This is a genomic window from Rhizobium sp. A37_96 (assembly GCF_053521765.1).
Window position 1 is genome coordinate 599,382 of the sequence record NZ_JBNWDS010000001.1, and the last position, 13,799, is coordinate 613,180.

The following is a 13,799-nucleotide window of genomic DNA, read 5'->3' on the forward strand; positions in this document are numbered from 1 at the left end:
AAGGGGGATTACCGCGAAAGCGCGCCGTAAAGCGCCTTGATCAGAGCCGTGGGTTTACGGCACGGAGGCGCATCATCATCACAAACAAGATATCCATCTGAGCCTCCTATTTCGCTGGTTGTAGAGCGCCCGTCTTTTAGCGCGCATTTTGCGCTTTGAAAAGCGAAATATGCCTGAAAAATGGGCTGAATCCTTCAATTCTGCTGATGGAAGGCATCACAAGATCGGAACAGCGACGAAAATCGAAGACAAATCCGGGCGATTTCGCTAGTTGCAGCCCATGACCACGCTTCGCATCGCACTCTACCAACCCGACATTCCCGGCAACACCGGCACGATCCTGCGGCTGGCCGCCTGCCTCGGCCTTGGCGTCGACATCATCGAGCCGGCAGGTTTCGACATATCGGATCGCAACCTGAAGCGCGCCGGCATGGATTACCTGGCGGCCGTCGCCCTGACGAGACATGTCAACTGGGAGCGTTTCGAGGCATGGCGCCTCGCGAGCGGCCGGCGGCTGGTGCTCGCCTCCACCAAGGCAGCCCGGCCCTATACCGACTTCCCCTACCGCGACGGCGATATTCTTCTCTTCGGCCGCGAGAGCGCCGGCGTGCCCGAACATGTGCATGAAAGGGCGGACGGTCGCGTTCTGATCCCGATGGTCGAGGGCCAGCGCTCCATCAATGTCGCGATGTCGGCCGCCATGATCGCGGGCGAAGCCTTGCGGCAAACGCAATGGCTGCCGCTCACCCTGTCCGGCCCAAATGTCGCACCCGAATAGGCGTTGGCACGCCGGATAAAGTGTGAGAAGCTTCGCCTTGGAATGCTCTAACTCAGGCAACCTTGGCGAGGTGACCCATGTTCCAGACGGCATTCACGCTTTCCCTCACGCAGTTCGCGCGCACTTTGAGCCTACCGGAGCGGCTGCAGCGCTCCCCTGCCCGCAATCTCGTCCTCGAAGGCCTTCGTCAGCGGAACCTCGCCCTTGACGCACTGTTCTACGACGTCAACGTGATCACGCCGGAGGAAGCCTTCTACATCAGCGACTCTCTGGCCGCCGAAGGCGCAATCATGATCGTTCCGCCCAGCGGCTGTGGGGCACTCACTCTCTGCGAGACGATCGATGAATTCATCCTGCGGGGCGGTGCCGATGCCCGGGCTCTCGCCGTCGCAGGCATCGGCGGCTCGGCGCTCGGCGCAGCCGCCTTCGCCCGCAACGTGGCCGACGCTGTCGATGCCCCCGTGGCTGTCGTCGTCTCCGGCTATGGTATCGCCGATGTCATCACCGAGGCTTTCGGCGGCTTGTTTTTCTTCGGCCACCTGAAGGGTCTGCGGCCGATGCTGGAAAGCCTGGATGATCTTGCCGGCCGCCCCAAGGTCGGGGCATACCGCGATGGAACCGCTGCCCGCACCAGTCTCGACACCAGAACCGTCCAGGCTCTTCTTGCCGATCCTCGCCTCTCCTTCCGTCTGCTGGCGGGCCATTCCAAGGGCAATCTCGTGCTCTCGGCCGCATTGCATAATCTTTGGAAGCAGGATGAGGCCCGGGTTTCGGAGCTGGCGCAAAATACGAAGATCGTGACGATCGGCACCCGCATCGCCATGCCCTCCGTATTCACCGATGTCGTCGATGTCATGGGCGAATGGGACTGGTTCGGCGAGATCAACTCCCGACCGTTCATCCACGCCGACCAACGCATTCCGCAGGCCTGGCATCACACGAACACCGATCTGGGCGGCCATCTGCCGGTGACGACCACGCTCAGGGAAATCCTTGCAATTTCGCCGATCATCGAGAACCCGAAACTCGCGGAAGAGCAGACCGCAGCGCTCGGCGCGGTATCGGAGCCGACAAAGCCGGAAGCGGAGGTTCCCTTGCCTTCGCCTCTCGGCGGAAAGCCCACGGCGACGATCGACAAGGTCAGGAAGGCGTTTTCTGCCGGCATCCTGCCTGCCGTTCAGCCTGTGGAATCCAGTGTGGTGGATGATCTGCAACCGCCCACGTCGCATTGAACTGGTCACAAGTTGAAAGCCCGCCGCAAGTCACGGGAATGTGCTTGCGCTCCATCGCCCGTCGCTGCGGGCGGCCTTTTCGTTCGGCTCAATCCGCCGATGGCAAACGCCGCATGGTGAATTCGATGCGATCGCCATCGACCTGACGCCAGCTTTCGACTTCGGTCCAGTAGGCGGCTTTCGGGAATTCATCGAACCACTCGCGCGCTTTTGCGCGTGCATCGGGGCGGCTGAGACAAAAGGTCTCGCGAACGAATTCGCTTTTTCCGCCCGCCGGGTGTTCCTGCCGGTAACGAAATATTCTGCTTCTCAACCCATCCAGGGGCGGCGGTCCAGGTATCTTCATAATCAAACCTCGCCTTCGGGAGGGAACATAATACCGCACCCGGAAATTTGCGAGTCGATTCTCCCGCAGCGTGGCTGCACTGGCTGCGCCGCAATGTTGCTGATATTCAAAATCACGATACATAGGGTGCGAATCGCGGGCCGCCGGCTGCTCGCACTCTCGGAGAGCATGCATGGAACGACCCAATCTTCCCAAGGGATTACCCGAGGATATTGAAGCGAAAAAAGAGGCTGCGCGCACCTGGTTCGAGGGCCTGCGCGACACGATCTGCACCGAGTTCGAGCATTTGGAGAACGAGCTGGCCGGTCCGCTTTCCGACCAGGAGCCCGGTCGTTTCGTCGCCAAGGACTGGCAGAGGGACAAGGGTCAGGGCGGCGGCGGCCGCATGTCCATGATGGAGGGCCGCGTCTTCGAAAAGGTCGGCGTCCATACGTCGACGGTCCATGGCGAGTTCTCTCCCGACTTCCGCAGCCAGATTCCGGGCGCCGAGGAGGATCCCCGTTTCTGGGCTTCCGGGCTCTCGCTGATTGCCCACCCCGTCAATCCGAATGTGCCGACCGTACACATGAATACCCGCATGGTCGTCACCACGAGCCATTGGTTCGGCGGCGGCGCCGACCTGACGCCGATGCTTGACCGTCGCCGCACCCAGGAAGATCCCGACAGCCTCCTCTTCCATCGCGCCATGCAGATCGTTTGCGACCGCCATGCCGTCGCCGACCACCAGCACTACAAGAACTGGTGTGATGAATACTTCTTCCTGAAGCACCGCAACGAGCCGCGCGGTATCGGCGGCATCTTCTTCGACTGGCTGCATTCGCCCGAGGAAGCCGGCGGCTGGAACGCCGACTTCGCCTTCACCCGCGACGTCGGCCGGGCCTTTGCGATGGTCTACCCGCGGATCGTCCGCTCCAATTTCAATGAGACATGGACGGAAGAGGACCGCGACGAGCAATTAATTCGTCGCGGACGCTATGTGGAGTTCAATTTGCTGTACGATAGGGGTACAATATTCGGGCTGAAGACAGGCGGCAATGTCGAGTCGATCCTATCGTCTCTGCCGCCGGTGGTGCGTTGGCCCTGATGCAGGCCGCGCAAGGCTGTGCGGCGGCCTTGCGGCAACGGCATGCGAAAACCAGTGACCCGAAGCGCGGCAAGCGAATCCGCGGGATCGCGAGCGTTTCGGGCGTTCAACATAAAATGATCGGACAACGCCCTGAAATCAGCGGGAGGGATGCCTAAGTGACCTAATGCTCGTTCCAATCGGAGGAGGTTGTAATGGCAGCAGAGAAACAAGTCACGGAAGCTTCGAAAGAGCAGAAACTTTCGCGCACAGTCGATAGTCCGGAGTTCATCGTCCGACTGGCCGAGGATATGCGGACCCGCAGCGGGTCCGACCTGCCGCTGTCCTGCTTTGTCGAGCAGGTCAGAATGCAATTGGCAGGCAAGTCACCGAGCGATGTCGCCAGTTTTGCGGCGGATCGTTCGGCCAAGCAGATGCCCATTCCGACATATCAGTCATCCGACTGCTTCAAGTCTTGGGCCATGCCGGACTGATGTCCGGAAGACCGCCGCCGGCAAGCGAGAGACTTGCCGGACGGCAGAAACCTTTTTCCGTCCGCTGCGTTTAGCTTTCATGCCCGTGGGCATGAAAGGATGCGGAACCGTGGAGAGATGAGGAGGAAGATATGCGACTGTTCGAATGTGGTACGCTCGTGCCCGGCTGCGCTTGGCATACCCGCGCCCAGGATGATGCCGAAGTGGTTCGTCGCGCCGTCGAGCACATGCGTGAAGCGCATGGCGAAACAATCATCCGGGAAAACATGGTCGACAACATCAAGGCACGAATCCGCGATGAGGCCCACGCGGCCTGATCGGGCGGATCGGGCCTGAAAGTCAGGGCCGCATATCAGGCATTGGCCAAATCTTTAAGTCGGGCGAGAAGTTTCGCCCGGTTCGATGAAAAATTGCCATCGAGCCATTCCTGCTCCAGCTTGGCGAGAAGCTCGCCGACGCGAGGACCGGGGCCGACGCCTGCCGCAAGCGCATCCGCGCCGCTAAGCGGGAAAGCGGGTTTCTTCCACTTTGCCACGCGCTCCAGCAGCCGGCCGAGCCGCGCAACACGGGCCATTTCTTCAAAATCGCCTTCCGCCTTGCCCCGTGCGACCGACAGCGCCAGCTTCAGGCGCACGGCGACGCCGGAGGGGTCATGGCGGTAAAGCAGACGGTCGAAGGCCGCGTCCGAGATATCGTCCTTGACGACAGGCGCATTCGCCCAGGCCTGAAGATAGGCACCTTCGGCTTTCGAAAGGCGCAGCCGCTCGGCAAGCTTGGCAAGCCTTGCCGTATCCGGCGCCACGATGGCGGCAAGCCGCAGCAAGGGTTCCGCCGGCCAGCCGAGAGCCTGTTCGGCGGCGATGAGGCCTGGAATGGCGTCGATACCCCACTTCTCGGTTTCCGGCAGCACTTCGGTCAGTATGCCGATCTGGCGCATCCAAAGCAGCGCCCTGCCCGGATCGTCCGCCGCCAGCAGCTTCTTCATTTCGGACCAGACGCGCTCGGCCGAGAGGGTCGCGATCTTCGACTTCGCAGCGGCACAGGCGCGCAACCCGTCCGCATCCGGACGACCGCTGCCGTAATACGCGAAGAAGCGGAAGAAACGCAGGATCCGCAAGTGATCCTCGGCAATCCGTGTCGCCGCATCGCCGATGAAGCGAATGTTGCGGCGCTCAAGATCGGCAAGGCCGCCGACGAGATCCACCACCTCGCCACTGGCGGAGGCATAAAGCGCATTGATCGTCAGGTCGCGCCGCTCCGCATCCGCCTGCCAGTCCTGGCTGAAAGCGACGCGGGCGCGGCGCCCATCCGTTTCGACATCGCGCCGCAAAGTGGTGATCTCGAACGGCGTTCCATCGATGACCAGTGTGACGGTGCCGTGCGCGATGCCTGTCGGCACGGCCTTGATGCCCGCTGCCTCGGCTCTTTCGACGACAGTCTCGGGCAAGAGCGTGGTTGCTATGTCGATATCGGCGACCGGCAGCCCCATCAGGCTGTTGCGCACCGCTCCGCCGACCACGCGTCCCTCGCCGCCGTCGGCGTCGAGCAACGACAGCACCCGCTGCAGGGCCTTATCGCGAAACCAGGCCTCACCGGCAACGGACGTCATGTATAGAGCCTTTCATAAAGCGTGCGGACGATGCCCGCGGTAATGCCCCAGATCATGCGCTGCCCATAGGGCATGCGGTAGAAATGGCGCTCGGTTCCCTGCCAGAGCATCGTGTCGGTGGCATGGTGGCTGGGATCCATCAGAAACGAGAGCGGCACCTCGAAGGCGTCCTCGACCTCGGTCGGATTGAGGTCCAGATGAAAACCCGGCTTCACCACGGCGAGAATGGGCGTGATGCGAAAGCCGGTCGCCGCCAGATAATGCGGCAACCGTGCCACGGGTTCGATGAATATGTCGGCAAGCCCGATTTCCTCGCCCGCCTCGCGTACGGCCGCCATCTCCGGCGATGCGTCTTCCGGATCGATGGCCCCGCCCGGAAAGGCGATCTGGCCGGAATGCTTGCGCAGGGTGGAGGTCCTGAGCGTGAAGATGACCTTGGCGTCGTCTCCGTTTTCAACGACGGGCACGAGGACGGCGGCATCCTTCAGCTTCAGGTCCGCGACCTGCGAGATGGTCTCGGGGTTGAGACGATGATCGCCGTGATCGCGCCAGGCGAGATCGATAGGCCCGCCGCTCTGATGCAGGGCGCGGCGCCGGAACTCATCCGCTGAATAAAGGGGGAATTCGCTCATCGCGTCAGTGCATCCAGTTCGGCCAGCGGCATGATCGGAAAGATCGAGCCGCCGGAGCGCACGCAGAACATATCGCGCCCGGCAATTTCGACGGGTTCGCCAAGTTCGACGAGATCGTACATGACCGCGCGCGTCACCAGCGCCTCCAGGCGCCCGCGGACATGCAGGTAGGGCTTCAGCTCGTCGTTCTCGCCGCGGATGACGAAGCGGATCGGGTGCTCCCTGCCCGCCTCGACGACGTCGCCGACATTCGTGCGGAAGGTCAGCACGCGCCTGCCGTCGCGTTCCGTCACGCTCATCTCGACGGCCACGAACGGCGCATCGACGACCCGGATGCCGACTTTTTCCACAGGCGTGACGAGATAGGTCTTTTCGTCCTCGTCCTTGCGCAGAACCGTGGAAAAAAGCCGTACCAGCGGCGCGCGGCCGATCGGCGTGCCGAGATAAAACCAGGTGCCGTCGGCACGGATCTCCATGTCGATATCGCCGCAGAACGGCGGATTCCAGCGATCGACGGGCGGCGGGCCCTTCTTTCGGCCGCCGCTATCGCCGGCCGCGCGCGAAATCAGCGCCGCCAGGCTTGCCGCATCGCCAGTTGCCTTGATTTCCTCGGTTGCCATTCTTCTGTCCCGGTTGGCCGTTAGTGACAAATACGACAGTTTCTCACGAGATAGTCATTTGAAACGCGCTTGTCAGCCATCTTGGTGGCGATAAGTTGTATTGATTATGAGGCAAATGTGTAACGTCTGCGAATCGCGCGTATCGTTTTTCTGCCATTGGAGACGCAAATGGGCATGATCAAATCGACCGAAACCACCCTCGACGAGCAGGCCATGGTCGCGTCAGCCGAAAAGGCGCTGGGCGATATCGCCACCATTCGCCAGGAAGTGTCGAAGGTCATTTTCGGCCAGGAAAGCGTCGTGGAAAACACGCTGCTTGCCGTGCTCGCCGGCGGTCATGCGCTTCTGGTCGGCGTGCCGGGCCTTGCCAAGACCAAGCTCGTGACCACGCTCGGCTCCGTCCTCGGCCTTGCCTCCAGCCGCGTGCAGTTCACTCCCGACCTGATGCCTTCGGATATTCTCGGCTCGGAAGTCATGGATCAGGATGAAAGCGGCCGCCGCTCCTTCCGTTTCGTCAAGGGTCCGGTCTTCGCGCAATTGCTGATGGCCGACGAAATCAACCGCGCCTCGCCACGCACGCAATCGGCGCTGCTGCAGTCCATGCAGGAATATCACGTCACCATCGCCGGCCAGCGTTACGATCTGCCCGCTCCCTTCCACGTTCTCGCGACGCAGAACCCGCTGGAACAGGAAGGCACCTATCCGCTGCCGGAAGCCCAGCTCGACCGCTTCCTGCTGCAGGTCGATGTCGATTATCCCGAGCTTGCCGACGAGCGCCGCATCCTGCTCGAAACGACGGGCTTGAGCGAAGCGACGCCGCAGGCGGTCATCGATGCCGAGCGTCTGCTCGAAATCCAGCAGCTCATCCGCCAGATGCCCGTCGGCGACGGCGTGGTCGATGCCATCCTGTCTCTGGTGCGCTCCGCCCGCCCGGGCCAGGGCAACGCCTCCACGGACAAGCATGTCGCCTGGGGTCCCGGCCCGCGCGCCGGCCAGGCCATGATGCTGTGCGCCCGCGCCCGCGCGCTCTATGAAGGCAGGCTTGCGCCGTCCATCGACGACGTGGATGCCCTTGCCGAGCCCGTGCTCGAACACCGCATGGCGCTGACCTTTGCGGCCCGCGCCGACGGCATGTCCGTGCGCGATGTCATTGCAGGACTGGTGAAACAGTCGAGATCGTGACCCGGATGTCGAGGAGAGTATAGCGCGTGGCATCCATCGGACAGACCGTCAGACCGACATCAGGCAATGATGCCCTCTCCCGAGCCCGCAGTCGTGCCGCTCTCGTGCCGGATTGCCTTGTCGAAGCCAAGCGCATCGCCAACACGGTCATCGCGGGATGGCACGGCCGGCGCAAACGCGGCATCGGCGAGAATTTCTGGCAGTTCCGTCCCTATACCGAAGGCGAAAGCCTTTCGCGTATCGACTGGCGGCGCTCCGCCCGTGACGATCACACCTATATCCGCGATCATGAATGGGAAGCCGCGCACACGATCTGGCTCTGGGCGGATCTGTCGCCGTCCATGATGTACAAGTCGACCTATGGCCATGTGTCCAAGGAAGGCCGCGCGCTCGTCCTCATGCTCGCGCTGGCGGAAATCCTCTCCCGCTCCGGCGAGCGCATCGGCTGCCCCGGCATCATGGAGCCGGTATCGAGCCGCAACGCCGCCGAGCGCCTGGCCGCGGCCCTGATGCACACGCCGCTCGAAGGCGGTCTTCCGCAGACGGCGATGATCCGCGGCTGGAGCGACATCGTGCTGATCGGCGATTTTCTCGACGATGCCGATAGCGTCATGGGCAGGATCGGGCCGCTGGCGCGCCGGGGCTTGCGCGGTCATGTGATCGAGGTCGCCGACCCCGCCGAAGAGCTTTTTCCCTATAGCGGGCGCACAGAATTTAGCGATCCCGAAACGGGTTCGAAGCTGATTGCCGGCCGCGCGGAAAACCTGCGCGACGACTATCAGCGCGCCTACCTCGCCCGCCGGGAAAACCTCGGCCAGTCCCTACGCCATCTCGGCTGGACCTTCGTCAGCCATCGCACCGACCGGCTTGCCTCCGAAGCGCTGGTCGCCGTGCACATGTATCTTTCCGGCATGCCCGCCAGGGTAGCTTCCGGAGGGCAGCCATGAGCGGCCTCTCCTTCGCATTCGCTTCGCCCGCCATCCTCGGAGCCCTGATCCTGCTCCCTGCGATCTGGTGGCTGCTGCGCCTGACGCCGCCACAGCCGCGCGCGGAGGTCTTTCCGCCGCTGCGCATTCTGGCGACCATCCTCAAGCGTGAGGAAACGCCGGCGCGCAGCCCGTGGTGGCTGACGTTGCTGCGGATGCTGCTCGCCGCTCTGGTCATTCTCGCCATCGCCAACCCCATGTTCAATCCGCGCAGCAATACGCTGTCGAGCCGCGGCCCGCTGGTGCTGATGATCGACAACAGCTGGGCGATCATATCCGACTGGGAACGCCGCGTCCGGACGGCCGACGCGCTGATAGACGATGCCGACGCCAAAGGCATTCCCGTTTCGATCGTCTTTACCGCCGAGCAGGGCAACGATGCGACGCCGGGCGCGGCGGCATCGGCGCGCGACAAGCTGCATGCGATGAACCCGCGGCCGCTGGTGCCGGATCGTGGGCGCGCCGCCGATGCCGTGAAAGCGGCACTCAATGGCCGCAAGCCCGGCACCATCGCCTTCCTCTCCGATGGCATCGAAAGCAAGGCGAAGGACGATATCGTCAGCCGGCTCGCCGCCCTGCAGCCGAGCGAGCTGCGGCTCATAGAAGGCGACGGCCAGAATATCGTTGCCATTACCGGCGCGTCCAATACCGCCAACAACATGACCGTCACCGCGACGCGGCTGAACGGCACCGGCCCGATGCGCCTCGGACTGACGGCGCAGGACAATCAGGGGCGGCCCATCGCAGCCGGTTCGCTTGACTTCGCGGGCGGGCAGACGGTCGCCACCGGCTCCATCGCCGCGCCTTTCGAAATGCGCAATGATTTCGCCCGCATCGGCATCGATCGACAGGCAAGCGCCGGCAGCATTTATCTGCTTGACGACGGTTTCCGCCGCCGCCGCGTGGCGCTTCTCTCCGGTCAGGCCGCCGACGAATTCCAGCCGATCCTGTCACCGCTTTATTACATTCAGCGCGCGCTCCAGCCCTATGCCGACCTGACACAGCCCAACAGTGCCGATCTGGCCAAATCGATCCCCGAATTGCTCGCGGGCAACCCTTCGGTCATCATCATGGCCGATGTCGGCCGCCTGCCGCAGGAAAGCTATGCGCCGCTGCAGCAATGGATCCAGAACGGCGGCACCCTCGTTCGCTTCGCCGGCCCGCGCCTTGCCGCGGCCCCCGCCGACGATCCCCTCGTTCCCGTCACGTTGCGGCAGGGCGAGCGCACGTTCGGCGGCGCGCTGTCCTGGGCAGAGCCGCAGCCGCTTGCAGATTTCCCGTCGTTCGGCCCCTTCGCCGGCATGCCGAAGCCGAGCAATGTGCTGATCAAACGGCAGGTTCTGGCCGAGCCGACGCCGGATCTGGCCGAGCGCACCTGGGCAAGCCTTGCCGACGGCACGCCGCTCGTCACCGAAAGGCAGATGCAGGCCGGCCGCATCGTGCTCTTCCATGTCAGTGCCGAGCCGCAATGGTCCGATTTGCCGATTTCAGGCGATTTCGTCGAAATGCTGCGTCGCATCGTCCAGCTATCGCGCGCCGGCGGCGTCGCCTCGGCTGAAAGCGCAGCGGCCAGGGCCGGAGAGGCGATGCCGCCCTACCGGCTCCTGACTGCGAAAGGCGTGCTGACCAGCGAGATCGGCAGCGCCCGTCCGCTGGAGCCGAACAACAAGGGCGCGGCGGTCGCAAGTTTCGACAACCCGCCCGGCCTCTACGGTTCCGAAGAAGGCTTTAGCGCACTCAATACCCTGCCACAGGGAACGGAACTCAAGCCTCTGGATGCCTCGGCGTCCGGCCTGGTCACACAAGAAGGCCTCATAGGCGGGGAAGCCTGGTCGGCAAAACCGATCCTCTTCACGCTCGCATTCCTCATTCTGCTGACCGACAGCCTGATCGTGCTCTTCATGAACGGTGCCTTCCCGCGTCTGGGCAGGTCGGCAAAAACGATGGCGGGTGGCGCGGCCGTGCTGTTGCTGGCCTTATCGGTTGGTATCTTCCTGCATCCGGCAAATGCGTTTGCGGATGACTCGAAACCCGGCGACGACACCATATTTTCGCGGCTGGACAAGACGCATCTGGCCTATGTCGTGACAGGCGAATCCGAAGTCGATCACATTTCCGAGCGCGGGCTCGCCGGCCTTTCCGACTACCTCACCTATCGCACGACGCTGGAGCCCGGTGCGCCGGTGGGCCTTGATCTTGCCAAGGACGAACTGGCCTTTTACCCGCTGATCTACTGGCCGATCTCGTCGACGGCGCCGATGCCGTCCAACGACGCCATCAACCGCATCGATGCCTACATGCGCAATGGCGGCACGGTGCTGTTCGATACCCGCGATGCCATCGACACGATGGGCGACACTTCGACGCCGAGTCCGAACGGCCAGCGGCTGCAGCAGATCCTCGCCAATCTCGACATTCCTCCCCTGGAGCCGGTGCCGGCTGGTCATGTGTTGACCAAATCCTTCTATCTGCTCTCGAGCTTCCCGGGCCGCTATGCCGACAGCCCGCTCTGGGTGGAGGCGCGGCAGGATGCGCGGCGCGACGCAAATGCGGTCGCCACCTCCGACGGGGTGACGCCGATCATGATTACGGGCAACGATTTTGCCGGCGCCTGGGCCGTCGACGATAACGGATCTCCGCTGCTGCCGACCGTGCCCCCGGACGAGACCCAGCGGGAATATGCCTACCGAACGGGCGTCAACATCATGATGTACATGCTGACCGGAAACTATAAATCCGATCAGGTTCACGTTCCGGATATCCTTCAGCGCTTGGGGCAATAATATGAATATCGGTTTTGCCCCTTTCCTCCCCTGGCCTGTCCTCGCCGCTCTGGCGGTGCTGACACTCGCCATCGCGGCGCTTGCGATCTACAGACGTCTGCGCGGCGGCTGGATTCGCGCTTTGGCGGGTGTCGCCCTGCTGGCGGCGCTCGCCAATCCGGTACTACTGCAGGAGGACCGCGACCAGCTGACGACCATCGTTCCCGTCATCGTCGACCGCAGCCTCAGCCAGCAGACGCCGGAACGCACGAAGATGACGGATGATGCCCTGGCGATGCTCAAGGATCGTCTGGCGCAATTCCCGCGCATTGAGCCCCGCATCGTCGAGGTGCGCGATCCGGCGGAATCGGCGTCGCCGTCGACACGGCTTTTCTCCGCCCTCTCCTCCGCGGTCGCGGACGTGCCGCCCGCACGTATCGGCGGCGCGATCCTCCTGACGGACGGCCAGATTCACGATATTCCCGGCATCAACCAGCAACTTGGCTTCGATGCGCCCATTCACGGGCTGATCACCGGCAAGCCGGACGAGTTCGACCGCCGCATCGAAATCGTGCGCGCGCCTCGCTTCGGCATCGTCAATGACGAACAGCAGCTGGTGTTTCGTGTCGTCGACGATGGCAAGAGCCCGGGCGGCACCGCCGCCGTGACGATCAAGATGAACGGCGACGAGATCGCCACGCTGCAGGCAACGCCGGGCCAGGACACACCCTTCAGCTTCAAGGTGCCGCGCGCCGGCAACAACGTGCTCGAATTCGCCGTGGCCACGGTGCCCGGCGAAGTCACCGACATCAACAACCGCACGGTCCAGCTGATCGAAGGCATCCGCCAGAACATGCGTGTCCTGCTCGTCTCCGGCGAGCCGCATGCCGGCGAGCGCGCATGGCGCAATCTCCTGAAGTCGGACGCCTCAGTCGATCTCGTGCATTTCACCATTCTGCGCCCGCCGGATAAGCAGGACGGCACGCCGATCAACGAACTGTCGCTGATCGCCTTCCCGACACGCGAGCTTTTCGTCGACAAGATCAGTTCTTTCGACCTTATTATTTTCGACCGCTACCAGGACCGTCAGAACGTCCTGCCGACGATCTACTATGATTACATGGCCCAATATGTCGAAAACGGCGGCGCACTGCTGGTCGCGGCCGGTCCGGAGCATGCCGGCGGCAGTTCGATCGCCCTGACGCCGCTTGCCTCGGTGCTGCCGGCCGAGCCGACCGGCCAGATGATCGAAAAAGCCTTCTATCCGCGCCTGTCGGATCAGGGCCGGAAGCATCCTGTAACGCGCGGCCTGGATGGCTCCGACACCGAGCCGCCGCATTGGGGCCGCTGGTTCCGCAGCGTCGATGTCGAGAAGCCGCAGGGCCAGACCGTGATGGTCGGCGCCGACAACAGCCCGCTGCTCGTGCTCAATCGCGTCGGCCAGGGGCGTGTCGCCATGCTTCTCTCCGATGAAGGCTGGCTCTGGGCACGCGGCTTCGAAGGCGGCGGCCCGCATGTGTCGCTTTATCGCCGCATCGCCCACTGGCTGCTGAAGGAGCCGGCGCTGGAAGAAGAAGCCCTGACGGCCAATGCCGCCGGCCGCACGCTGCAGGTGACGCGCCAGACCATCGGCGACGATCCCGGCCCGGCCACGATCAAATTGCCGTCCGGCAAGACGGAGACGTTGCCCCTGAAGCAGACGCAGCCCGGTCTCTATCAGGCCGAGAAGCACATGGACGAAATCGGGCTTTACCAGATCGCCAACGGCAATCTGTCGACGCTGGTCCATATCGGCGCCATCGACGCCCCGGAGTTCAAGGCGATGATCTCGACCACCGAGACGCTGAAGCCGCTGGCGCAGAAGACCAAGGGTCTGGTTACCCGCATTGCCGGCGCCAACGGCAGCGTGACCGTGCCGCAAGTCCTGCCGGTGCGCGGCGCCGTGCGCGTCGCCGACGGCCAGCGCCTGACCATTCGCATGACCGATGAAACCGTCTTGAAGGGGATCAACACCCTGCCCCTGTTTGCAGGCTTTGCCGGTCTTGCCGCCCTCCTCTTTGCCTTCTCAGCCACATGGTGGCGTGAAGGACGGTGA

General features: G+C 63.3%; 13 protein-coding genes. 9 read left to right on the forward strand and 4 right to left on the reverse strand.

The features are described from left to right. The first annotated feature begins 280 nt into the window (after positions 1 to 280). Both ACQZ6J_RS02900 and ACQZ6J_RS02905 read left to right on the forward strand, forming a co-directional pair. Entirely contained in the window at positions 281 to 778 is a 498-nt protein-coding gene (locus ACQZ6J_RS02900; protein WP_449081822.1) for a tRNA (cytidine(34)-2'-O)-methyltransferase, read from the forward strand. Between the two features lie 77 nt (positions 779 to 855). After that, positions 856 to 2,010 (forward strand): hypothetical protein, encoded by a 1,155-nt coding sequence (locus tag ACQZ6J_RS02905; RefSeq protein WP_449081824.1) that lies wholly within the window; start codon positions 856 to 858, stop codon positions 2,008 to 2,010. Positions 2,011 to 2,098: 88 nt separating this feature from the next. Here ACQZ6J_RS02905 and ACQZ6J_RS02910 read toward each other — a convergent pair whose 3' ends face one another. Then, entirely contained in the window at positions 2,099 to 2,359 is a 261-nt protein-coding gene (locus ACQZ6J_RS02910) for a hypothetical protein (RefSeq protein WP_348643484.1), read from the reverse strand. Positions 2,360 to 2,528: 169 nt separating this feature from the next. On the opposite strand from ACQZ6J_RS02910, the gene hemF reads away from it, so the two are divergent. The 3 genes from hemF to ACQZ6J_RS02925 all read left to right on the forward strand — a co-directional run bounded on the left by hemF (position 2,529) and on the right by ACQZ6J_RS02925 (position 4,230). Next, a complete protein-coding gene (gene hemF, locus ACQZ6J_RS02915; protein WP_449081826.1) occupies positions 2,529 to 3,440 on the forward strand; it encodes an oxygen-dependent coproporphyrinogen oxidase in 912 nt (303 codons plus the stop codon). 194 nt (positions 3,441 to 3,634) lie between these two features. Next, positions 3,635 to 3,913 carry a hypothetical protein gene (locus tag ACQZ6J_RS02920; protein WP_163987917.1) on the forward strand — a complete coding sequence of 93 codons (279 nt, stop codon included), beginning with the start codon at positions 3,635 to 3,637 and terminating at the stop codon, positions 3,911 to 3,913. Between the two features lie 131 nt (positions 3,914 to 4,044). Then, complete coding sequence (locus ACQZ6J_RS02925; RefSeq protein WP_163987918.1) at positions 4,045 to 4,230, forward strand: DUF1059 domain-containing protein; 186 nt, start codon at positions 4,045 to 4,047, stop codon at positions 4,228 to 4,230. Between the two features lie 35 nt (positions 4,231 to 4,265). On the opposite strand, the gene ACQZ6J_RS02930 is transcribed toward ACQZ6J_RS02925, so the two are convergent. The 3 genes from ACQZ6J_RS02930 to ACQZ6J_RS02940 are packed head-to-tail and all read right to left on the reverse strand — an operon-like array spanning position 4,266 to position 6,774. Then, complete coding sequence (locus ACQZ6J_RS02930; RefSeq protein WP_449081828.1) at positions 4,266 to 5,522, reverse strand: CCA tRNA nucleotidyltransferase; 1,257 nt, start codon at positions 5,520 to 5,522, stop codon at positions 4,266 to 4,268. After that, entirely contained in the window at positions 5,519 to 6,154 is a 636-nt protein-coding gene (locus ACQZ6J_RS02935) for a CoA pyrophosphatase (protein ID WP_163987920.1), read from the reverse strand. Before ACQZ6J_RS02935 ends, ACQZ6J_RS02930 begins: the two co-directional genes overlap by 4 nt. Beyond that, positions 6,151 to 6,774: a DUF1285 domain-containing protein gene (locus ACQZ6J_RS02940; RefSeq protein ID WP_449081831.1), complete on the reverse strand. Its 624-nt coding sequence runs from the start codon at positions 6,772 to 6,774 to the stop codon at positions 6,151 to 6,153. Before ACQZ6J_RS02940 ends, ACQZ6J_RS02935 begins: the two co-directional genes overlap by 4 nt. A 168-nt stretch (positions 6,775 to 6,942) precedes the next feature. Between ACQZ6J_RS02940 and ACQZ6J_RS02945 the strand changes: the two genes are divergently transcribed. From ACQZ6J_RS02945 to ACQZ6J_RS02960, 4 genes are read left to right on the forward strand one after another with little or no spacing between them, the layout of a single operon-like run. Further along, a complete protein-coding gene (locus ACQZ6J_RS02945; RefSeq protein ID WP_449081833.1) occupies positions 6,943 to 7,956 on the forward strand; it encodes an AAA family ATPase in 1,014 nt (337 codons plus the stop codon). A gap of 26 nt (positions 7,957 to 7,982) precedes the next feature. Then, positions 7,983 to 8,903 (forward strand): DUF58 domain-containing protein, encoded by a 921-nt coding sequence (locus tag ACQZ6J_RS02950; protein ID WP_449081835.1) that lies wholly within the window; start codon positions 7,983 to 7,985, stop codon positions 8,901 to 8,903. After that, positions 8,900 to 11,725: a DUF4159 domain-containing protein gene (locus ACQZ6J_RS02955; protein ID WP_449081837.1), complete on the forward strand. Its 2,826-nt coding sequence runs from the start codon at positions 8,900 to 8,902 to the stop codon at positions 11,723 to 11,725. Before ACQZ6J_RS02950 ends, ACQZ6J_RS02955 begins: the two co-directional genes overlap by 4 nt. A gap of 1 nt (position 11,726) precedes the next feature. Continuing rightward, positions 11,727 to 13,799: a hypothetical protein gene (locus ACQZ6J_RS02960; protein WP_163987925.1), complete on the forward strand. Its 2,073-nt coding sequence runs from the start codon at positions 11,727 to 11,729 to the stop codon at positions 13,797 to 13,799.

Bases quoted from the DNA above. Each gene is read 5' to 3' on its own strand.
- ACQZ6J_RS02900 (WP_449081822.1), top strand. From the start codon at position 281: ATGACCACGCTTCGCATCGCACTCTACCAACCCGACATTCCCGGCAAC.
- ACQZ6J_RS02930 (WP_449081828.1), bottom strand. From the start codon at position 5,522: ATGACGTCCGTTGCCGGTGAGGCCTGGTTTCGCGATAAGGCCCTGCAG.
- ACQZ6J_RS02935 (WP_163987920.1), bottom strand. From the start codon at position 6,154: ATGAGCGAATTCCCCCTTTATTCAGCGGATGAGTTCCGGCGCCGCGCC.
- ACQZ6J_RS02925 (WP_163987918.1), top strand. From the start codon at position 4,045: ATGCGACTGTTCGAATGTGGTACGCTCGTGCCCGGCTGCGCTTGGCAT.
- ACQZ6J_RS02920 (WP_163987917.1), top strand. From the start codon at position 3,635: ATGGCAGCAGAGAAACAAGTCACGGAAGCTTCGAAAGAGCAGAAACTT.
- ACQZ6J_RS02945 (WP_449081833.1), top strand. From the start codon at position 6,943: ATGGGCATGATCAAATCGACCGAAACCACCCTCGACGAGCAGGCCATG.
- ACQZ6J_RS02955 (WP_449081837.1), top strand. From the start codon at position 8,900: ATGAGCGGCCTCTCCTTCGCATTCGCTTCGCCCGCCATCCTCGGAGCC.
- ACQZ6J_RS02960 (WP_163987925.1), top strand. From the start codon at position 11,727: ATGAATATCGGTTTTGCCCCTTTCCTCCCCTGGCCTGTCCTCGCCGCT.
- ACQZ6J_RS02905 (WP_449081824.1), top strand. From the start codon at position 856: ATGTTCCAGACGGCATTCACGCTTTCCCTCACGCAGTTCGCGCGCACT.
- ACQZ6J_RS02940 (WP_449081831.1), bottom strand. From the start codon at position 6,774: ATGGCAACCGAGGAAATCAAGGCAACTGGCGATGCGGCAAGCCTGGCG.
- hemF (WP_449081826.1), top strand. From the start codon at position 2,529: ATGGAACGACCCAATCTTCCCAAGGGATTACCCGAGGATATTGAAGCG.